Source organism: Shimwellia blattae DSM 4481 = NBRC 105725, assembly GCF_000262305.1.
In the GTDB taxonomy this organism is placed as follows: Bacteria; Pseudomonadota; Gammaproteobacteria; order Enterobacterales; family Enterobacteriaceae; genus Shimwellia; species Shimwellia blattae.
In genome coordinates, this window is sequence record NC_017910.1 from 3359040 (window position 1) to 3381163 (window position 22124).

A 22124-nucleotide genomic window follows, 5' to 3' on the forward strand; every position below is an offset into this window, starting at 1 on the left:
GTCTCTTTAAAAAATTAAAACTCTTTTCTCAGCCAACTGTTAATTCGCTTAATCCATGAGCTTACTGTGGCGGTTTTTTCCACTTCGGCTTCACCACTGAGGTGTGATTCTTTACCGTAGTGCAACAAACCTACCGCTGTTGAGTAGTAAGGCTCCTGGGCGTAATCCGTCAGACCCGTAATATTCAGCGGTGCGCCAATCCGGACCTGGGTATGGAACACGCGCTGTGCGCATGCGGCCAGACCTTCTATCTGGGCCGCACCGCCGGTCAGTACAATCCCGGCAGCAAGGTGGTGTTTTACCCCCTGCTGACGCAGCTGCTCTTGCAGCTGTAAAATCTCTTCGTTCACCAGATTGAGCAGCTCGGTGTAACGCGGTTCAATCACTTCAGCCAGGGTCTGGCGCTGCAGACTACGCGGCGGGCGGCCACCCACACTGGGCACTTCCACGCTTTCATCTTTGCCCACCAGAGAGCCCAGCGCGCAGCCGTGGCGCACTTTGATGGCTTCGGCATCACTTGGCGGTGTCCCGAAGGCGTAAGCGATATCGCTGGTCACCACATTCCCGGCATAGGGGATAACTTTGGTGTGGCGCAGGGCACCGCCGGTATATACCGCCATGTCCATAGTACCACCGCCGATATCCACGACACAGACACCCAGCTCACGTTCGTCTTCTGTCAGCACCGCATAGCTGGCCGCCAGACCGGCGAATATCAGTTGGTCAACTTTCAGTCCACAACGTTCCACCGCTTTGACGATGTTTTTTGCCATGTCGTTGTGGCAGGTGATCAGATGTACCTTGGCCTGCATACGCACGCCGGACAGCCCGACCGGATTTTTAATCCCTTCCTGATAGTCGATAGCATATTCCTGAGGAATCACATGCAAAACCCGGTGCTCATCGCGAACACGTACCGATTTTGCGGTGTGGACGACATTTTCCACATCTTCCTGGGTCACTTCCTCTTCGGAAATCGGCACCATACCAATTTCGTTCTGGCAGCTGATATGTTTGCCGGACAGCGCCAGATATACGGAAGATATCTGGCAGTCCGCCATCAGTTCTGCCTGGTCAATGGCGCGCTGCACGCACTTCACCACCGACTCCAGATCGTTAACCCCGCCTTTGTCCATTCCCCGTGACGGGCAGCTCCCGACACCAATGATATTGACAATTCCGTCGGGCAGAACTTCCCCTACTAAAGCGGCGACCTTGGCGGTGCCAATCTCCAGTCCTACAACCAATTTTCTGTCCGTCGACTTAATCATTATTGTTCTGCCTGTGCCTGATTCTGTTGTTGATTCACTTCTTCGGCAGGGAGCGGAGCCCAACCAACCGCAGCACCTGAGTCATAACGCAGATCCACGTAACTTATCCGTTTACCTTCGGTCTGCGCCTGCTTTTGTAAAACCGGGTACAGCTCTACAAAGCGATTCAGTCTGTTCAATGTATCGTCACGACCCAGATTAAGTTTTATGCCGTCGTTCAGTGTCAGTACCCAGGAGCGCCGCGCCGTCATGGCGGCTGCCTTCAGCACAAACCGGTTCTTCGCCAGCACCGCGCTCAAATTCCTGAACCCCTGCAACACTTCACTCTCGCTGCCTTCCGGGCCGGAAAGCACTGGCAGTATCTGTTTCGCTGTGCGCTCTACCGGCACACCGAAGGAAACACCGTCAGCATCGATCATGTGCTGGTCATTCCAGCGTGCTATGGGCACATATTCAACCAGATGAATCTTCAATTCATCGGGCCATTGCTTTCTGACGCTCACCTGTTTTATCCAGGGCAGGCGCTCAATCTGCTGCTGGATGATATTGACGTCCTGGGTCATAAACGTCCCCGGCGGCCCCAGCGCCAGAATCGACTGGCGAATATCATCGTTACGGGTGTAGTGCCGCTCACCGGTTACCACCAGCTTAGAAAGCGGTAAACGCTGGGCGTCTTCCATCCAGCCAATCACCATCCAGACACTGATAAAGATGGTGAGCAGCACCGCCCCCAGGAATAAAATTCCCGCAAGATACGTTCCGTTATTACGCCCGGAATGGTGTTCCTCTTCCTGACGGTTACGCGTGTTCAGTGCTGCCTGGGACATATCAGTCTGCTAACTCCAGAATACGAACCACCAGTTGCGAGAACGTCATCTCCGCCTGGCGCGCCGCCATGGGCACCAGGCTATGACTGGTCATGCCCGGGGAGGTATTCACTTCCAGCAGATAAAACTGTCCGTCACTATCGAGCATGGCGTCCACACGGCCCCATCCCCGACAACCGACGGCCTGCCAGGCTTGCGCCACCAGCGCGCTCAGTTGCGCCTCTTGCTGGTCACTCAGGCCCGCCGGGCAAAAATACTGAGTATCATCAGAGAGATACTTAGCCTCATAATCATAGAACACACCCGCCGGTTGTATACGGATAGAGGGTAAAATTTCCTCACCCAACAACGCGATAGTGAATTCCGGCCCGCTGAGCCACTTTTCAACCAGCACATCGGTGTCGTGTTCAAACGCCAGTTCCAGCGCCGGCATCAGCTCAGCCTGGTTATTGACCTTTGACATCCCCACGCTTGAGCCTTCACAGCTGGGTTTCACAATCAGCGGCATACCCAGCGCAGCGATGCGGGCGGCCAGCTCAGCCCGGAGGCCGTGGCGAATATCTTCAGGGCGCAACGCAACCCAGGGCGCCACGGGTAAACCGGCCCCCTGCCAGAGCTGCTTAGTGCGCAGCTTGTCCATGGTAATAGCAGAGGCCATCACACCGCTACCGGTATAAGGCAAATCAAGGTATTCCAGCACCCCTTGCAAAGTACCGTCTTCCCCGCCGCGGCCGTGCAGCGCAATAAATACTTTATTAAACCCCTGTTCTTTAAGGGTTAATACGGATATCTCCTGCGGGTCTACCGGCCAGGCATCCAGACCCGCCTCGCGCAGGCCCGCCAGCACCGCCTGACCAGACTGCAGCGATACCTCGCGCTCTGCGGAAGTGCCCCCCAACAGGACGGCAATTTTATCAGCCATGTTGTTCGTCCTCCTGAGTTTGAGACCGTAATTTGATTTCAGCCAGTTTTTTTGCAATTTTGCCGATGTTCCCTGCACCTTGCACGAGGATCAGGTCATTTCCTGTTAATACAGGTGCCAGCATATCAGCGGTCTGATCCGGATCTGTGACCAGGATCGGATCCAGCTTACCGCGGCTGCGGATCGTACGGCACAGGGAGCGGCTGTCCGCCCCCGGGATCGGCGCTTCGCCTGCCGGGTAGACATCCAGCATCAGCAGGGTATCGACCTGAGACAGAACATTGGCAAAATCGTCATACAGATCGCGCGTGCGGGTATAGCGGTGGGGCTGGAAGATCATCACCAGGTTTTTGTCCGGCCATCCGGCGCGCGCTGCTTTAATCGTTGCATCCACTTCCGTAGGGTGGTGGCCGTAGTCATCCACCAGCATTGCGCTGCCCTCTTTGCCGTTCACTTCCGCCAGCGGAAACTCACCGAGGAAGTCAAAACGACGACCGGTGCCCTGGAAGCTGTCCAGCGCCCGCAGGATAGCCTCGTCATCAATGCCCTCTTCCGTTGCCACGGCAATAGCCGCAGAGGCGTTGAGCGCATTGTGGCGGCCTGGCGCATTGAGGATAACCTCCAGCGCGGGCTTGTCCTGGCGCAGCACGGTAAAGTGGCCCCGGGAGCCAATCTGGCGGTAGTTCTCAATCCGCACGTCTGCATCGTCGCTGAACCCGTAGGTGGTGATATGGCGCCCCACCCGCGGCAGCAGTTCGCGGATCACCGCGTCATCAATGCACATCACCGCGCGGCCGTAGAACGGCAGGTTATGCAGAAAGTTGATAAAGGTCTGCTTCAGGTTTTCGAAGTCGCCCTGGTAGGTGTCCATATGGTCGGCTTCAATATTCGTTACCACGGAGACCATCGGCTGCAGGTGCAGGAAAGAGGCGTCGCTCTCGTCTGCTTCGGCAATCAGGTAGCGGCTGTTGCCCAGGCGCGCATGTGTACCGGCAGATTTGACCAGCCCGCCGTTGACAAAGGTCGGGTCCAGCCCGGCTTCCGCATAGATACTGGTTATCATGGCGGTGGTGGTGGTTTTGCCGTGAGTACCGGCAATCGCAATACCGTGGCGAAAGCGCATCAGCTCTGCCAGCATTTCCGCGCGGCGGATCACCGGAATACGCAGTTCGCGGGCAGCCACCAGCTCCGGGTTGTCTGCCGGAATGGCGGTAGACATCACCACCACGCTTGCATCACGCACATTTTCCGGGCGGTGATGGAAGTAAATCGTCGCCCCCAGTGCCGTCAACTGTTGGGTAACCGGGTTTGGGGCCAGGTCCGAACCGCTTATCTGATAGCCTTCATTCGCCAGCACTTCGGCAATACCCCCCATGCCGGCACCACCAATGCCAACGAAGTGAATATGCCGGACGCGACGCATCTCAGGCACGATAGAACGCAGTTTCGCCAGTTGTTGTGTATTCATTATTTAAACCTGTGGCAATAACGCCTTAACATCCCAATACAGAGCGCGCCATCCGCGCGCCCCGGAAAAATCATGCCCGCGCAGCTGCGCTGACCTCAGTAGCAACCCGTTCAGTGGCATCCGGTATTGACGCTTCGCGCGCGCGCAGCGCCATTGCCAGCAGTGCCGGGCGATCCCAGCCATTCAGTACGCCGGTTACCGCATCGACCGTAAACTGTGGTTGCTCAAGAATTTTCGCCGCGCCGGCTTTTTCCAGCGGCAGGGCATTCCAGTATTGCTGGCGATCTTTATGCTGGAACGGCACAAACAGGGCCGGAAGCCCGGCGGCAGCAATCTCACTGACCGTTAACGCCCCGGAGCGGCACACCACCACATCCGCCCAGCCATAAGCGGCGGCCATATCGTCAATAAACTCGGTGACTTTATGCTGTGGCTGGCCCGCATCCACGTAGGCCTGTTTAACGGCCTGCTCCGCGCCTTTACCGCTCTGGTGCCAGATAGTCACTTTGTCGCCCAGACGCCCGGCCACCTGTGGCAGCGTCTGGTTGAGGATCCGCGCCCCCTGGGAGCCGCCCACCACCAGCACTCTGATGGCCCCGCTCCGGTCGGCATAACGCTCAGCCGGGGCCGGTAGCGCCAGCACATCGGTACGTACCGGGTTGCCCACGACATCTGCGTTGGGGAATGCCCCCGGGAACGCCTGCATCACTTTGGTGGCTATCTTCGCCAGCCATTTGTTGGTCAGCCCGGCGATACCGTTTTGCTCATGCAGGACCACCGGGATACCCAGAGACCAGGCCGCAAGGCCGCCCGGGCCAGAAACATAACCACCCATGCCCAGCACAACGTCGGGCTTAAAGCGCTTCATAATGGCCCGCGCCTGACGCCAGGCGTTAAAAATACGTACCGGCGCCAGCAACTGGGCTTTCAGCCCTTTGCCACGCAGGCCGGAAATACGAATAAAGTCAATATCAATGCCGTGCTTTGGCACCAGGTCCGCTTCCATCCGGTCCGCTGTTCCCAGCCAGCGCACCTGCCAGCCCTGCTCCATCAAACGGTGTGCTACTGCCAGCCCCGGGAACACATGCCCCCCGGTTCCGCCGGCCATCACCATTAATCGACGGTTTTCGCCACTCATCAGGCACCTCTTGTAAACGCCTGGGCCTTGACCAGACGCGTTTCATAATCAATTCGTAATAACAACATGATTGCCGTCGACATGATCAGCAGGCTCGAACCCCCATAACTGATCAACGGCAGGGTCAGCCCCTTGGTAGGTAACATCCCCGCAGCGGCCCCGACGTTGACCAGCGCCTGGAAACTGAACCAGATACCGATAGAGCACGCCAGAAAACCGGAGAAACGCTGGTCACATTCCAGCGCGCGACGCCCGATGGACATCGCCCGAAAAGCCACGAAGAATACCATTAAAAGGGCCAGTACCACACCGATATATCCCAGCTCTTCCCCGATGATGGAGAAGATAAAGTCCGTGTGTGCTTCCGGCAGATATTCCAGTTTCTGAACTGAGTTACCCAGCCCCTGGCCCCACATCTCCCCGCGGCCAAAGGCCATCAGTGACTGGGTCAGCTGGTAGCCGCTACCAAAGGGGTCATCCCACGGGTTCCAGAAGGAGGTCACGCGGCGGATACGGTAGGGCTCGGCAAGGATCAGCAGGACAACCGCCGAGATCCCCATGCCGATAATCGCCATAAACTGCCACAGCTTGGCACCGGCCAGAAACAGCATCGACAGGGTGGTCACAAACAGCACCACCACGGTGCCGAGGTCCGGCTGAGCCAGCAGCAGTACCGCCATCACCAGAATCACGCCCATCGGTTTCAGGAAGCCGCGCAGGTTATTGCGCACCTCGTCTACCTTGCGCACCAGATAATTCGACAGGAAGCAGAACAGCGACAGTTTCGAGAACTCCGCCGGCTGAATACGCAGCGGGCCAAAGGCAATCCAGCGGGATGCCCCGTTAACCGAGCTCCCCACCACCAGTACCACCAGCAGCATGACAATCGAGGCAATCAGCATGGCCGCACTGTAGCGCTGCCAGAACTCCATCGGCAGGCGCAGGGTAATCAGCGAGAGCAAAAACGCCAGCACGATATACAGGCCATCACGCTTGGCAAATAAAAACGGATCATCCGCCAGGCGCTGGCCCACCGGCATCGAGGCCGAGGTCACCATAATAAAGCCGATAGCCGCCAGGCCGAAGGTGAGCCACAGCAGGGTGCGATCGTACATCACCATGCTGTTGGCGTCCGCCTCGCGGGAGCCCATGACCCAGCCTTTTACGCTGTTAAACAGCCAGCCAAAGAGCGCGGACCCGGGGATCCGGGGAATACGCGGGCGTGGAAGAGAAAGCCGCATCAACCCAGCTCCTTCGCCAGGCGGGTGAACTCATCACCCCGTTGTTCAAAACTGCGGAACTGATCAAGGCTCGCACAGGCCGGGGAGAGCAGCACCATATCGCCAGAGCGGGTACGCCCGGCAACCAGCGCCATCGCCTCGGCCATGGTGTCGGTGAGCTCGGCGCGATCCGGGCGCAGTGCCGCCAGCTGGGCACCATCGCGCCCGAAGCAGTACAGCCGAATATTCTCCCCCGCCAGGTAGGGGCGCAGCGGCTCAAAATCAGCCCCTTTACCGTCACCGCCCAGCAGCAGGTGCAGCACCCCGTCCACATGCAGGCCGTTCAGCGCCGCTTCGGTGCTGCCCACGTTGGTGGCTTTGGAGTCGTTTATCCAGCGTACGCCGTTATGATCAAGGGCCAGCTCAAAGCGGTGCTCCAGCCCGGTAAATGTGGTCAGCGCCTTCAGGCTGCTGGCCCGGGGTAACCCCACCGCATCCGCCAGCGCCAGCGCCGACAGGGCATTGGTGTAGTTGTGCTGGCCGGTGAGTTTCATCTCTTTTACATTGAGCACCCGCTCGCCGTTCACCCGCAGCCAGGTATCGCTTCCCTGGCGGTTGAGGTGATAATCCCCCACATCCACGCCAAAGCTCACGCAGCGTTCATCTGCGCCGCGTACCGGCATGGTCAGCGGGTCGCTGGCATTCACCACGCACACTTTGGCGTTTTCGTAAATCCGCAGTTTTGCCGCCCGGTACTGCTGCATGCCCAGCGGGTAGCGGTTCATATGGTCTTCGGTCACGTTAAGAATAGTGGCCGCGGCCGCCCGCAGGCTGTTGGTGGTTTCCAGCTGGAAGCTGGACAGCTCCAGGACATACAGCTCGCGGGCCGGATCCAGCAGCATCAGCGCCGGCACACCAATATTGCCGCCAACGCCAACATTAACACCGGCGGCTTTCGCCATCTCGCCCACCAGGGTGGTCACGGTGCTTTTCCCGTTTGACCCGGTAATGGCCACAATCGGCGCCTGGGCTTCACGGCAGAACAGCTCAATATCACCGACAATTTCGATACCGGCGTCTGCCGCAGCTATCAGTGCCGGGTGCGACAGGGGGATACCCGGGCTGGCGACAATCAGATCCGCTGCCAGCAGCCACGCTTCATTAATACCGCCGGTATGACACTCAACCTGCCCGGGCAGCTTGTCCATACCGGGTGGGTTGATGCGGGTATCCATCACCTGCGGCGTAACGCCGCGGGCGATAAAAAAGTCAACGCATGACAGCCCGGTCAGACCCAGGCCAATAATGGCAACCTTTTTCCCCTGGTAATCATTCATGATTAACGTACCTTCAGCGTTGCCAGACCAATCAGGACCAGCATCAGAGAAACAATCCAGAAGCGCACAATCACGCGCGGCTCCGGCCAGCCTTTCAGCTCATAGTGGTGATGAATCGGCGCCATACGGAAAATACGCTGGCCGCGCAGCTTAAACGAGCCGACCTGCAAAATCACCGACAGGGTTTCCACCACGAATACGCCGCCCATAATGACCAGCAGGAACTCCTGGCGCAGCAGTACCGCAATCGTCCCCAGCGCACCGCCCAGAGCCAGGGAGCCCACATCGCCCATAAAGACCTGTGCCGGGTAGGTGTTAAACCACAAAAACCCGAGGCCCGCGCCGACAATCGCCGTGCAGACGATAACCAGCTCACCGGCGTGGCGCAGGTAAGGAATATGCAGATAGCTGGCAAAGTTCATGTTCCCGGTAGCCCAGGCCACCAGCGCAAAGCCCGCCGCCACAAACACGGTCGGCATAATCGCCAGGCCATCCAGACCGTCGGTCAGGTTGACCGCGTTACCGGTCCCGACAATCACAAAATAGGCGAACACCACATAAAACAGCCCCAGTTGCGGCATCACGTCTTTAAAGAACGGCACCACCAGCTCGGTGGCTGGTGTGCCCTTCCCGGCGAGATACAGCGCAAACGCCACCGACAGGGAGATAACCGACATCCAGAAATACTTCCAGCGCGCCACCAGCCCTTTGGTGTCTTTACGCACCACTTTGCGGTAGTCATCGACAAAGCCCACAACGCCAAAACCCACCAGCACGAACAGCACGCACCAGACATAGGGGTTTGAGGGGTAGGCCCACATCAGTACCGATACCACAATGGCGGTGAGGATCATCAGCCCGCCCATGGTCGGCGTGCCGCGCTTGCTGAAGTGTGACTCGGGGCCGTCGTTACGCACCACCTGGCCAAAAGAGAGCTGCTGCAGGCGCGCAATCAGGCGCGGCCCCATCCACAGAGAAAGAAACAGCGCTGTTAACAGGCTGACGATGGCGCGAAACGTCAGATAAGAAAAGACGTTAAACCCGGAATAATATTTGACCAGATGCTCGGCCAACCAAACTAGCATGTTCCCATCTCCTGTAGCGCATGTACCACCTCTTCCATGGCAGCACTACGTGAACCCTTAACTAAAAGTGTAATAACCTCATGCTGAGCAATAAGCTCCTGGGCATAAGCAATTAACGCTGATTTATCAGCAAAATGGCGGCCATGTGCACTGGCTTCGCTGATGGTGTGGCTCAGTTTACCGACGCTGAGTACCGCATCGATACCTGCACGGCGCGCGGCCTCCCCCACCTGGCGGTGGCAGTCGTCCGACTCCGGACCCAGCTCTGCCATATCGCCGACAATCATCACCCGGTATCCGGGCATATCGCCCAGCACCTGAGCGGCAGCGCTCATGGAGCCCACATTGGCGTTGTAGCTGTCATCCAGCAGCAACTTATACGGGGCAAGGGCTATCGGGAACAGGCGCCCGGGCACGGCTTTCAGCTCAGCAAGGCCGGTTTTAATCGCACTCAGCGGTGCCCCTACCGCACTGGCCAGCGCCGCCGCCGCCAGAGCATTGGCAATATTGTGGCGGCCAGGTAACGGCAGCAGCACATCCGTTTCCCCCTGAGGGGTACAGAGTGTGAATACTGTCCCGGCGCTGGTGATCTTCACCTCACGGGCGGAAAAGTCACAGCCCGGCTTATCTGGTGAGAAGCGCCAGGTGGTGCGTGAGCCAATGGTGGCTTTCCAGTTCACCAGGTCGTTGTTGTCGGCGTTAACGATAGCCGTGCCGTTTGCGGACAAGCCGCCAAAAATCTCACCCTTGGCTTTTGCCACCCCCGCCAGCGAGCCGAACCCTTCCAGGTGGGCCGCCGCCAGGTTATTGACCAGCGCCGCTTCGGGGCGGGTCAGGCTGACAGTCCAGGCAATCTCGCCCTGGTGGTTAGCCCCCAGTTCAATCACTGCGTAATCATATTCCGGGGTCAGGCGCAGCAGCGTCATCGGCACGCCGATGTCGTTATTCAGGTTACCGGCGGTGTACAGGGTCTTACCGCACTGGCGCAGGATAGCCGCCGTCATCTCTTTGACCGAGGTTTTCCCGGAGGAGCCGGTCAGGGCAACAACCCGGGCAGGCACCTGCTGGCGCACCCAGGCTGCCAGGCGGCCAAAGGCCAGGCGGGTATCGTCCACTAAAATGGTCGGGGCGTTAGTGCTCACTTCGCGGCTGACCAGCAGCGCGCCAGCGCCCTGCTCTGTCGCCTGGGCGACAAAATCGTGCGCATCGAAACGCTCCCCCTGCAGGGCGACAAACAGGCACCCCGGGGTCACTTTACGGGTATCAGTGGTCACCGCATCCACGGTGCAGTCAGCACCGGTCAGGCGACCATTTACCACGGTGGCTATCTGTTTTAGCGTTACCAGGATCATGCCAGTACCCCCAGCAAACGGGCGGCAGTGACACGGTCTGAGTAGTCCAGACGGCGGTTGCCAACAATCTGATAATCTTCATGGCCTTTACCGGCCACCAGGACCACATCCTCAGGTTGCGCCTGCATAATGGCGCTGGTAACGGCTTCGGCGCGGCCTTCTACCGCACGGGCGCGCCCCGCATCCAGCATACCGGCCAGAATATCGCTGATGATGGCCGCCGGCTCTTCGGTACGCGGGTTGTCGTCAGTCACCACGACAATGTCGGCAAACTGCTCGGCAATTGCTCCCATAAGTGGGCGCTTACCTTTGTCGCGATCCCCGCCACAGCCGAAGACGCACCACAACTTGCCATTACAGTGCAGGCGGGCAGCTTCCAGGGCTTTTTCCAGGGCATCCGGGGTGTGGGCGTAATCCACCACCACGGTAGGTTTACCCGGTGCGCTGAACACTTCCATACGGCCACAAACCGGTTGCAGACGCCCGGCGGTACTCAGCAGCGCCGCCAGCGGGTAGCCCAGCGCCAGCAGGGTTGCCAGCGCCAGCAGCAGGTTACTGACGTTAAACGCCCCCATCAGGCGGCTTTCAATTTCACCCGCCCCCCAGGTGGAGTCAAAACGGATGGTGGCACCACTGTCGTGGTAGTCCACGCCGGTGGCCTTCAGCCAGCGGCCATGGCAGTCGGAATTAATATGATCTCCCACAGCAACGGCAACCGCGTCCGGCAGGCGGGCCAGCCAGCGGCGGCCGGTTTCGTCATCCGCATTGATGATGGCCTCGCCATACAGGTGTTCGGAGAACAGTAACCACTTGGCCGCTTCGTAATGGGCCATATCGCCATGATAATCAAGGTGATCACGGCTCAGGTTAGTAAACACCGACGCGGCAAACTTCAGCGCCGCCACCCGGTGCTGAACCAGACCGTGGGAAGAGACCTCCATGGCGGCGAATGTCGCCCCCTGAGAGACCAGCTGCGCCAGCTCATGCTGGACATCAACCGCAGAGCCGGTGGTGTTTTCTGTCGGCGCCACTTTACCCAGCAGGCCGTTACCCACAGTCCCCATCACCGCACTGGTTTCGCCCAGTAACTGGCTCCACTGGGCCAGCAGCTGCGTGGTAGTGGTTTTACCGTTGGTGCCGGTGACGCCCACCAGGGTGAGTGCGTCGCAGGGTTCGTTATAAAAACGCCCCGCCAGCGCGGATAACCGCTGATTAAGCTGGCTAAGGTAGACCACCGGCACACCGTGAATTTCACGCACTTCGCCGTCCCGGGCTTCACCTTCCGCTTCGGCTACTACGGCCGCCACGCCTTGCGCTATCGCCTGCGGGATATAACGACGCCCGTCCGCCTGATGCCCCTGCACCGCAACAAAAAGATCCCCGCACGCCGCAACGCGGCTGTCCAGGGTCATCTCCCGCAGTGCCCGCCCGGGTGCCGCCGGCACCCAGGGCGCGAGAAGGTCGCGCAAATTACGATCTGCCACCTTTAGCCTCTTCCTGATTAATTACAAATTCGCTTTTTTCGCCCGTTGCCAGTGCATCAGGCTCGATATTCATGGTGCGCAGCACGCCGCCCATAATGGCGCCAAACACCGGCGCTGATACCGCACCACCGTAATACTTACCCGCCTGAGGATCGTTAATCACCACCACCAGCGCGAAACGCGGCTGGCTGGCCGGGGCAACCCCGGCGGTGTAAGCAATATATTTGTTGATGTAGCGCCCGTCCGGGCCCACTTTTTTCGCCGTACCGGTTTTAATCGCAATCCGGTAGCCCTTGATGGCCGCTTTCACGCCGCCGCCGCCGGGCAGTGCCACACTCTCCATCATATGCACGACGGTGCGCACAATGGATTCCGGGAAGACACGTTCACCGGGCACTGGCGGGTCAACTTTGGTTATCGACAGCGGGCGGTAGATCCCGTAGCTGCCGATGGTTGCATAGACACGCGCTAACTGGAGTGGGGTTACCATCAGCCCGTAGCCGAAAGAGAAGGTGGCCCTCTCTATGTCAGACCACCGTTGTTTTTGCGGATATAAGCCACTGCGTTCTCCGACCAACCCCAAATTGGTCGCTTTTCCCAGTCCAAAACGCGAGTAAGCATCTACCAGCGCTGAGGAGGGCATCGCTAACGCCAGCTTGGAAACGCCAACGTTACTCGACTTCTGGAGCACCCCGGTCAGGGTTAATTCGCTGTACCGCGCGACGTCTTTAATTTCGTGGCCGTTAATACGGTAAGGCACCGTATTGAGCACGGTATTTTCCCGCACCACGCCACGCTGCAGCGCGGTCATGACCACCATCGGTTTCACGGTGGAGCCCGGTTCAAACACGTCGGTAATGGCCCGGTTACGCATCACATCTTTGGCGGTGCCGGAGAGGTTGTTCGGGTTATAGGAGGGGCTGTTAGCCATCGCCAGCACTTCACCGGTGTTAACATCCACCAGTACCGCACTGCCCGATTCCGCCTTGTTAAAGGCCACCGCGTTATTCAGCTCCCGGTACACCAGCGCCTGTAAGCGCTCATCAATACTCAGGGCCAGGTTGTGGGCGGCCTGGCTGTCCGTTGACGAGATATCCTCAATCACCCGGCCAAAGCGGTCTTTACGCACAATGCGCTCACCGGGCTGGCCAGTCAGCCATTTATCAAAACTTTTCTCAACCCCTTCGATCCCCTGGCTGTCTACGTTCGTAAAGCCAATCAGGTGGGAGGTGACCTCACCGGAAGGGTAATAGCGGCGGGACTCTTCGCGCAGGTGGATGCCGGGCAATTTGAGTTTTTTAACGTAGTCGCCCAGATCCGGGTTCACCTGGCGGGCCAGGTAGATAAAGCGCATTCGCGGGTTGGAATTTACCCGGTTAGCCAGCTGATCCAGCGGCATTTTCAGCGCATCGGCCAGGGCTTTCCAGCGGTTGTCGAGGGTGACCCCGCCCGCTTCATGTAACTCTTTAGGATCCGCCCAGATGGCTTTTACCGGCACCGATACCGCCAGCGGACGCCCGGCCCGATCGGTGATAAGCCCGCGCGAGGTAGAAACCTCCTGAACGCGTAATGAGCGCATATCCCCCTGGCGCACCAGCATATCCGGGTTGATTATCTGCAGCCAGGCTACGCGCCCCAGCAGGAACGTCAGTGCCAGCAGGATACAACCGCAAAGCAACGCAAAACGCCAACTAACAAAGTTGGCCTGCTCTTCCTGACGTTTTGGTTTAAGCGATTTTGTCGCTGCTTTCATCGATCGCGTAATTCCTTATTGCTTAATCCGGTCATTACTGCTGGACCACAATATTTTCCTGTGAAGGATCAACATGCTGCATTTGTAACTTGTCGTTAGCGATCCGCTCAACCCGGCTGTGATCGCCCAGGGCGTTCTCTTCCAGAATCAGGTTGCGCCACTCAATATCCAGAGCATCACGCTCCACCACCAGTTGTTCGCGCTGCGCGGTCAGCAATCGCGTGTGGTGGGCAGTGGTTACCACAAAAACGGCGGTGAGTATGATGGCAATAAACAGGCAGAGCGGCAGTTTCCCGTGGCGCAGGAGATCGCTGCCGATCACGCCAGGCAAGGCATGGCGCTCGCTGCTTCCTAACGATCCTTTCACCCGGCTCAGGGTCTCTGTCACTCTGCCTATCATACGTTCGTCCTCTCTGCGATACGCAGCACTGAACTACGGGCTCGTGGGTTCTCTGCCACTTCGTGTTCGCCCGGCATCAACTTTCCTAACGCCCTTAACTGACGCCCACCCAGCTTCCTGAGTTGCTCTTCGGTCATCGGTAACCCTGCCGGTACTTGCGGACCGCGGCTTTGCTCACGCATAAAGCGCTTCACAATACGGTCTTCCAGCGAGTGGAAACTGATAACAGACAGCCGGCCTCCCGGGGCCAGAACGTCCAGGGCGCCTTTTAGCGCCTGCTCTATTTCCTCAAGTTCACTGTTTACCCAGATACGAACCGCCTGAAAGGTGCGGGTCGCAGGATGTTTGAATTTGTCTTTCACCGGGGTTGCCGCCGCCACTACGTCTGCCAGCTCTTTCGTGCGCAGCATAGGCTGCTCGCGGTTACGCTCCACAATGGCCCGGGCAATACGTTTGGCGAAGCGCTCCTCGCCAAAGGTTTTCAGCACCCAGGCGATGTCGGCTTCTTCGGCATTCAGCAACCAGTCAGACGCTGACTGGCCGCGGGTGGGATCCATGCGCATATCCAGCGGCCCGTCACGCATAAACGAGAAGCCGCGCTCAGGATCATCCAGCTGCGGTGAAGAGACGCCAAGATCGAGCAAAATACCGTCGATCCGGCCCTGAAGATCGCGCTCGCGGGCATACTCCGCCAGCGCCGAGAAAGGTCCATGAACGATGGAAAAACGCGGGTCATTGATGGCTTTCGACGCTTCAATGGCCTGCGGGTCGCGATCAATAGCCAGCAGGCGCCCTTCCGGCCCCAGCCGGGACAAGATAAGACGCGAATGGCCACCGCGACCGAAGGTGCCATCAATATAAATCCCGTCCTGGCGAATATTCAGGCCGTTTACGGCCTCATCAAGCAGTACGGAGGTATGTTTAAAATTTTCCATCATTATTTAAAGTGACAAGTCCTGCAGCCGCTCCGACAAGGCTTGTGCGGAGGATTGCTCAGCGTCGATGTCTTCCCTGACCTGTTGATACCAGGTCGTCTCATCCCACAGTTCAAACTTATTAAACTGCCCGACCAGCATCACTTCTTTGGTTAAACCGGCGTGCTGTCTTAACACCGGGGCCAGCAACAAGCGCCCTGCGCTGTCCATCTGGCACTCACTGGCATGGCCTAACAGCAAACGCTGCACCCTGCGTTCAGCCGGGTTCATGCTGGAAAGCCGGGCCAGTTTTTGCTCAATAATTTCCCACTCAGGGAGGGTATAGAGCAGCAGGCAGGGGTGGTGGATATCAATGGTGCACACCATTTGACCGGCAGAGATCTCCTGCAGCATTTCCCGGTAACGGGTGGGTACGGATAACCGCCCCTTGCTGTCGAGATTAACTAACGAAGCCCCTCGGAACATGCCAGCCTCACCCTATGTTGCCCTTTTCCGCCACTTTATCCCACAAAATCCCACTCAAAGAGTTTACGGAGCGGAGGAAAACCTTGTCAAGCCGACTCCGGCACCAGAGGATTAATTCCTGACACTATTTACAGAGATAAATTGCGCTGAGAAAAATCGCGGTTTGCGCGAGGCTGAATTAACGGTCTGAATATTTGCGAGAAATCACGACGAATAAACATGCTGAACGTTAAAAAAACTGCAGAACAACAAAATGGCTGAGCTGCTCAGTTTGCGACGCAGGCGGCATTCTAAGGCAATTCGGGTTTCGATAACAGCGCCAGATAGCGGGCCCGGGCCCGGATAGCACGCACATCGCTGGTGAAGGGAGACGGTGAGGCAGATAATTATTTCAGCGATAACAATTACGCAACAAAAAACCGTCTGTGGAAATAAATCGTTACCAAGTTACCGGTTATATTACTACTAAAAAACGACTATTAATCGCCTGTTCAGAAAATAGAATCCTTATATAAAGAATTGTCTGAAAATGAAAAGGCAGTTTGAAAACTGCCTTCGGTTAATTAATTACGGCTCAGGGTTCCGCGGCGATACAGATTACGCCGAATACGGTTTAGCCCGGTTTTGATTTTCTTCGGCTCGTCGAGCTTGGCCAGCACCAGCTCCAGCACCCGCTCGGCCACTTCCCGGTGGCGCTGAGCCACGGCCAGCACCGGACACTGGAGGAAATCCAGCAGTTCGTGATCGCCAAATGTGGCGATGGCCAGATCAGATGGCAGCTTCCCGTCCCGGCGCAGCGTCACATCCAGTACCCCCTGCAGCAACGCAAACGACGTGGTGAACAGCGCGTCCGGCATGGGGTGGGTCTCCAGCCAGTTATCAAACAGCTGGGCGGCGGCGTCGCGCTCGTAGCTGTTGGCATACAGATAATCCACCTGACGCGGATCCCCCTGCCAGGCGGTACGGAAGCCCTGCTCACGCAGGAAGCTGACCGACAGCTCCGGCAGCGCTCCCAGATACAGAACCCGCTCCGCCGGGAAGGTGCGTAACTCCCGGGCGAGCATCTCTGCGTCTTCCTGATCCGCCCCCACCACACTGGTGAAATGTTCACGATCCAGCGCCCGGTCAAGGGCGACAATCGGGAACGGGTCATTCGCCCAGCGCTGGTAGAAAGGATGCTCCGGCGGCAGCGATGTGGAGACGATAATCGCATCCACCTGGCGCTGCAGCAGGTGCTCAACACAGCGCATTTCGTTGTCTGGCTGGTCTTCCGAGCAGGCTATCAGTAACTGATAACCACGCTGGCGGGCCTGGCGCTCCAGATAGTTGGCAATACGGGTGTAGCTGGTGTTTTCCAGATCGGGAATCACCAGGCCAATAGAGCGGGTACGCCCGGCGCGCAGGCCCGCGGCAACCGCGTTGGGGTGGTAGTTATGCTCACGCACCACCGCCATCACTTTTTCAACCGTTTTATCGCTTACCCGGTACTGGCGGGCCTTTCCATTGATCACATAACTGGCTGTCGTTCGGGATACCCCGGCCAGGCGCGCAATTTCGTCCAGTTTCACAATAACCCCTTAATGCGTTGCACAAGCCTGCATCTCATGTGAGCACAGGTTAGCTCGTTTTTATTCTGTTCACAGGATAATACCGCGCCATGCATTTATTGCGGTTCCTTTCCCGGCATTATCAATAAAAAGCCCGGTATCGGCTACCGGGCTTGTGAATCAGATCACACACTGGAAGGGCGGCAACGCGCCGCGCAGGCTTAACCGGCGATCAGTTTATCACCCCGGGACAATCCCACCACACCGGAGCGGGCCACTTCGACAATCTTCGCCACTTCACGCACCGTGGCGAGGAACGCATCCAGCTTATCGCTGGTGCCCACCAGCTGAACCGTATAGAGAGACGGGGTGACATCGATAATCTGACCACGGAAAATTTCCGTGCTGCGTTTTACCTCTTCACGCCCGTAACCGCTGGCCTGGATCTTCACCAGCATCATTTCGCGCTCAACATACGCCCCCTGGCCAAGCTCAGTCACCCGCAGCACGTCCACCAGCTTATGCAGCTGCTTTTCTATCTGCTCGATAACTTTTTCATCCCCGACAGTCTGGATTGTCATCCGCGACAGGGTCGGATCGTCCGTGGGGGCCACCGTCAGGCTTTCAATGTTATAACCACGCTGAGAGAACAGACCAATTACCCGGGACAGGGCCCCGGACTCATTCTCCAGTAATACAGATAATATCCGGCGCATAATCAGGTTCTCTCCGTTTTACTTAACCACATTTCGTCCATTCCACCGCCGCGAACTTGCATCGGGTAGACGTGCTCAGTGCCATCGACATTGACATCCACAAACACCAGGCGGTCATTACGCACCAGCTCCAGGGCTTCGCGGAGTTTGCTCTCCAGCTCTTCAGGTTTGCTAATGCCAATCCCCACGTGGCCGTAGGCTTCAGCAAGACGGACAAAATCCGGTAACGACTCCATATAGGACTGGGAGTGACGCCCGGAGTAGATCATATCCTGCCACTGCTTCACCATCCCCAGGTAGCGGTTGTTCAGGTTCAGCACCAGCACCGGCAGGCGGTATTGCAGCGCGGTAGACAGCTCCTGAATGTTCATCTGGATACTGCCGTCGCCGGTCACACACACCACGGTCTCTTCCGGAAACGCCAGTTTCACCCCCAGCGCTGCGGGCAGCCCGAAGCCCATGGTGCCCAGACCGCCGGAGTTGATCCAGCGCCGCGGCTTGTCAAAGGTGTAATGCAGGGCGGCAAACATCTGGTGCTGGCCCACATCAGACGTGACATAGGCATCCCCCCCGGTCAGGCGATAGAGGGTCTCAATCACCGCCTGGGGTTTGATCTTCGCACTGGTATGGTCATAGCTCAGACAGCGGCGGGCGCGCCACTGCTCAACGCTCTGCCACCAGTCGCGCAGGGCATCCATTGGCTGCTTACCCGCCTCCTGGGGCAACAGCTCCAGCATTTGCTGAAGCACGGTTTTTGCATCGCCCACAATCGGGATATCGGCCGCCACGGTTTTCGAGATCGAGGCGGGATCAATATCGATATGCAGTACGGTGGCGTTCGGGCAGTATTTCGCCAGATTGTTGGTGGTGCGATCGTCAAAACGCACCCCGACGGCAAAAATCACATCGGCGTTATGCATCGCCATGTTGGCTTCATAGGTGCCATGCATCCCCAGCATACCCAGCGCCTGGCGATGGCTCCCCGGGAATGCCCCAAGCCCCATCAGTGACGACGCCACCGGAATGTTCAGCGCCTCAACCAGTTGCTGCAGTTCAGCGCTACAGGCGGAGTTAATCGCCCCGCCGCCCACATACACCACCGGCTGCCTGGCCGCCACCAGGGTTTGCAGTGCGCGCTTGATTTGCCCTTTATGCCCCTGAGTGGTGGGGTTATAGGAGCGCATACTGACCGACTCAGGATAGACATAAGGCAGCTTGTGGGCCGGGTTAAGAATATCTTTGGGTAAATCCACCACCACCGGGCCTGGGCGGCCGCTGGCCGCCAGCCAGAAGGCTTTTTTCAGCACCCCGGGGATATCTTCCGCCTGCTTGACCAGAAAGCTGTGTTTCACCACCGGGCGGGAGATCCCCACCATATCGCACTCCTGGAACGCATCGTATCCGATGAGCGACGTGGCCACCTGGCCGGAGAGCACCACCAGCGGAATGGAGTCCATATACGCAGTGGCAATACCGGTAATCGCATTGGTGGCGCCGGGGCCGGAGGTCACAAGTACCACACCCACCTCACCCGTGGCACGGGCCAGACCATCAGCCATATGCACCGCAGCCTGCTCATGACGCACCAGCACATGATCAATGCCGCCAATGGTGTGTAGCGCGTCATAAATATCCAGCACTGCGCCACCGGGGTATCCAAATACTTGTTTGACGCCCTGATCGATAAGCGATCGGACGACCATCTCGGCTCCAGACAACATCTCCATCATTTGCCTCCAGGCTGTTGTGTTGCGTCGGGCGCCGGAAATCGTTCCCGGTTCGCCCATCTGGCAGGGTGGCCCCTGCCTGGTGTTGTTTTTTCTTATCCGGTTAACATAACCGCTCAAAATCGGCCAGGCAATCGCCATTCTGGCACCACTCAGCGCCCCGGGGATGGCGAGTTACTGATAAAGTCAGATTTAACAGCGAAAAAATCTATATCGCCACGTCGGCTCAGTTCATTTATTTCGCCATAAGCAACACTTATGGTTATTAATCAAATAAATCATCCCGCAGACGGTTGTAAGCCATTTCGTCATGGCGAATATCAGGATAAAAATCCATATCGCCATTTTTATCCAGCACGGGCCGCCGCCGGAAAATCGATATTTATCGATTCCACATGCACCTCTTTGCGTGACAATTAAAAATTCATTTAAATCAACTGATTGTAAATATTTTATTATTATCCACACCGCCATGTGATTATCGTTACACACAGTGGGGATGGATGGGGAATAACACCACGCCGGGCCGTAAAATAGCAATATAACGATTTCAGTCTCTGGCGCAGGCAAAAACACAGTGAATAAATCTAAATATTTGCCAAACAACCAGCAGACTACGCTGCGTTATTTTTCATTAGCATAAATGATTTTTAGTGATCAGAAAAAACATCTGTTGACACGCCCGCCCATATCAAGTACCACTAAAAGCATTCACTATTACTGGGGTCTGACTCAATGATTCACACTCAACGCCTACTCGGTCTACTACTAATCGCATTTTTCGTGCGCGGTAGCCTGGTGGGCGGCGTTGAACCTTGAGCCTTCTGACCAGCCAAAAAACCCGCGCCGTTGCGCGGGTTTTTTTTTGCCCTCGCCACGGCGCCAGAACCAAAAACAGGACGAAACCCATGAGCCAGCAAGTCATTATTTTCGATACGACATTACGTGATGGTGAACAGGCACTGCAGGCCAGCCTGAGTGTGAAGGAAAAACTGCAAATTGCGCTGGCCCTGGAGCGGATGGGCATTGACGTGATGGAAGTGGGTTTTCCGGTCTCTTCACCGGGTGATTTTGAGTCCGTTCAGACCATTGCCCGCAACATCAAAAACAGCCGGGTGTGTGGCCTGGCACGCTGTGTGGAAAAAGATATCGACGTGGCAGCAGAGTCATTACGCGTCGCAGAGGCGTTTCGCATCCACACGTTTATCGCCACCTCACCCATGCATATCGCCACCAAATTACGCAGCACCCTGGACGAGGTGATTGAGCGCGCGGTGTATATGGTGAAGCGGGCGCGTAATTATACCGACGATGTCGAATTCTCCTGTGAAGATGCCGGTCGTACCCCCATTGCCGATCTGGCCTGGGTTGTGGAGGCGGCCATCAGCGCGGGTGCCACCACCATCAATATCCCGGACACCGTGGGCTACACCATGCCGTTTGAGTTCTCAAACATCATTAGCGGCCTGTACCAGCGGGTGCCGAATATCGATAAAGCCATCATCTCAGTGCATACCCATGACGATCTGGGCATGGCGGTGGGCAACGCAATCGCCGCCGTGCACGCAGGCGCACGCCAGGTTGAAGGCACCATTAACGGCATTGGCGAGCGCGCCGGTAACTGCTCACTGGAAGAAGTGATCATGGCTATCAAAGTGCGCAAAGACATTATGGGCGTGCACACCAATACCCGGCATAACGAAATCTGGCGCACCAGCCAGACAGTAAGCCAGCTGTGCAATATGCCGATTCCGGCCAACAAAGCGGTGGTTGGCGCCGGTGCCTTTGCCCACTCTTCGGGTATCCACCAGGACGGGGTACTGAAAAACCGCGAAAACTACGAAATCATGACCCCGGAGTCCATCGGCCTGAACCAGGTGCAACTGAACCTGACCTCCCGATCAGGGCGTGCGGCAGTGAAACACCGCATGGAGGAAATGGGCTATAAGGAAAGTGACTACAACATGGACGACCTGTACGACGCGTTCCTGAAGCTGGCCGACAAAAAAGGCCAGGTATTTGATTACGATTTAGAAGCGCTGGCCTTTATTAATAAACAGCAGGAAGAGCCGGAGCATTTCCGTCTGGACTACTTCAATGTGCAGTCAGGCTCCAGCGTGGTCTCCACCGCGACAGTACAACTGGCCTGCGGCGATGAAGTGAAATCTGAAGCCTGCACCGGCAACGGCCCGGTGGATGCGGTCTACCAGGCTATCCACCGGATCACCGGCTACGACGTAGAGCTGGTCACCTACCAGTTAGGCGCCAAAGGCCAGGGTAAAAACGCCCTCGGCCAGGTCGATATTGTGGTCAATTACCAGGGCCGCCGTTTCCACGGTATTGGCCTGGCAACCGACATTGTTGAATCCTCCGCCAAGGCCATGGTGCATGTCCTGAACAATATCTGGCGCGCAGGGGAAGTCGAAAAAGAATTACAACGTAAAGCTGAAAAAGAATCCAACCAGGAAACCGTGTGA

The 22124-nt window shown here is 57.4% G+C and carries 18 protein-coding genes; 1 reads left to right on the top strand and 17 read right to left on the bottom strand.

All coding sequences use genetic code 11. From position 1 onward, the window contains the following. Window positions 1-14 precede the first annotated feature (14 nt). The 17 genes from ftsA to ilvI all read right to left on the bottom strand — a co-directional run bounded on the left by ftsA (window position 15) and on the right by ilvI (window position 19647). On the bottom strand, window positions 15-1271 hold the full coding sequence (ftsA, locus tag EBL_RS15780) for a cell division protein FtsA (RefSeq protein ID WP_002464051.1): 1257 nt from the start codon (window positions 1269-1271) through the stop codon (window positions 15-17). After that, window positions 1271-2098, bottom strand: a complete 828-nt coding sequence (gene ftsQ, locus EBL_RS15785) for a cell division protein FtsQ (protein ID WP_002464053.1) — start codon at window positions 2096-2098, stop codon at window positions 1271-1273. The genes ftsA and ftsQ overlap by 1 nt, the downstream gene beginning before the upstream one ends. 1 nt (window position 2099) lies before the next feature. After that, entirely contained in the window at window positions 2100-3020 is a 921-nt protein-coding gene (locus EBL_RS15790; protein WP_002464056.1) for a D-alanine--D-alanine ligase, read from the bottom strand. Continuing rightward, window positions 3013-4488: a UDP-N-acetylmuramate--L-alanine ligase gene (gene murC, locus EBL_RS15795; protein WP_002464057.1), complete on the bottom strand. Its 1476-nt coding sequence runs from the start codon at window positions 4486-4488 to the stop codon at window positions 3013-3015. The genes EBL_RS15790 and murC overlap by 8 nt, the downstream gene beginning before the upstream one ends. A gap of 70 nt (window positions 4489-4558) precedes the next feature. Then, window positions 4559-5626 (bottom strand): undecaprenyldiphospho-muramoylpentapeptide beta-N-acetylglucosaminyltransferase, encoded by a 1068-nt coding sequence (murG, locus tag EBL_RS15800; RefSeq protein ID WP_002464059.1) that lies wholly within the window; start codon window positions 5624-5626, stop codon window positions 4559-4561. Further along, the gene (ftsW, locus tag EBL_RS15805) at window positions 5626-6867 is read right to left on the bottom strand and encodes a cell division protein FtsW (RefSeq protein ID WP_002464061.1); all 1242 of its coding nucleotides are present in this window, start codon (window positions 6865-6867) and stop codon (window positions 5626-5628) included. The genes murG and ftsW overlap by 1 nt, the downstream gene beginning before the upstream one ends. Beyond that, window positions 6867-8183, bottom strand: coding sequence for a UDP-N-acetylmuramoyl-L-alanine--D-glutamate ligase (murD, locus tag EBL_RS15810; protein WP_002464062.1), 1317 nt, complete (start codon window positions 8181-8183; stop codon window positions 6867-6869). The genes ftsW and murD overlap by 1 nt, the downstream gene beginning before the upstream one ends. Before the next feature lie 2 nt (window positions 8184-8185). Then, on the bottom strand, window positions 8186-9268 hold the full coding sequence (gene mraY / locus EBL_RS15815; protein WP_002464063.1) for a phospho-N-acetylmuramoyl-pentapeptide-transferase: 1083 nt from the start codon (window positions 9266-9268) through the stop codon (window positions 8186-8188). Then, on the bottom strand, window positions 9262-10620 hold the full coding sequence (gene murF, locus EBL_RS15820; RefSeq protein WP_002464064.1) for a UDP-N-acetylmuramoyl-tripeptide--D-alanyl-D-alanine ligase: 1359 nt from the start codon (window positions 10618-10620) through the stop codon (window positions 9262-9264). The genes mraY and murF overlap by 7 nt, the downstream gene beginning before the upstream one ends. Further along, window positions 10617-12104, bottom strand: a complete 1488-nt coding sequence (gene murE, locus EBL_RS15825; protein ID WP_002464065.1) for a UDP-N-acetylmuramoyl-L-alanyl-D-glutamate--2,6-diaminopimelate ligase — start codon at window positions 12102-12104, stop codon at window positions 10617-10619. Before murE ends, murF begins: the two co-directional genes overlap by 4 nt. Beyond that, complete coding sequence (locus EBL_RS15830; protein WP_002464066.1) at window positions 12091-13857, bottom strand: peptidoglycan glycosyltransferase FtsI; 1767 nt, start codon at window positions 13855-13857, stop codon at window positions 12091-12093. Before EBL_RS15830 ends, murE begins: the two co-directional genes overlap by 14 nt. Before the next feature lie 34 nt (window positions 13858-13891). After that, complete coding sequence (gene ftsL / locus EBL_RS15835; protein ID WP_002464068.1) at window positions 13892-14257, bottom strand: cell division protein FtsL; 366 nt, start codon at window positions 14255-14257, stop codon at window positions 13892-13894. Beyond that, window positions 14254-15195: a 16S rRNA (cytosine(1402)-N(4))-methyltransferase RsmH gene (gene rsmH / locus EBL_RS15840; RefSeq protein ID WP_002464070.1), complete on the bottom strand. Its 942-nt coding sequence runs from the start codon at window positions 15193-15195 to the stop codon at window positions 14254-14256. The genes ftsL and rsmH overlap by 4 nt, the downstream gene beginning before the upstream one ends. Before the next feature lie 3 nt (window positions 15196-15198). Next, the gene (gene mraZ, locus EBL_RS15845; RefSeq protein ID WP_002464072.1) at window positions 15199-15657 is read right to left on the bottom strand and encodes a division/cell wall cluster transcriptional repressor MraZ; all 459 of its coding nucleotides are present in this window, start codon (window positions 15655-15657) and stop codon (window positions 15199-15201) included. Window positions 15658-16220: 563 nt separating this feature from the next. Then, entirely contained in the window at window positions 16221-17225 is a 1005-nt protein-coding gene (cra, locus tag EBL_RS15850) for a catabolite repressor/activator (protein ID WP_002464073.1), read from the bottom strand. A gap of 200 nt (window positions 17226-17425) precedes the next feature. Further along, window positions 17426-17920, bottom strand: a complete 495-nt coding sequence (gene ilvN / locus EBL_RS15855) for an acetolactate synthase small subunit (protein ID WP_002464075.1) — start codon at window positions 17918-17920, stop codon at window positions 17426-17428. A gap of 2 nt (window positions 17921-17922) precedes the next feature. Then, complete coding sequence (gene ilvI, locus EBL_RS15860) at window positions 17923-19647, bottom strand: acetolactate synthase 3 large subunit (protein WP_002464079.1); 1725 nt, start codon at window positions 19645-19647, stop codon at window positions 17923-17925. A 908-nt stretch (window positions 19648-20555) separates the two neighbouring features. On the opposite strand from ilvI, the gene leuA reads away from it, so the two are divergent. Next, complete coding sequence (leuA, locus tag EBL_RS15865; RefSeq protein WP_002464080.1) at window positions 20556-22124, top strand: 2-isopropylmalate synthase; 1569 nt, start codon at window positions 20556-20558, stop codon at window positions 22122-22124.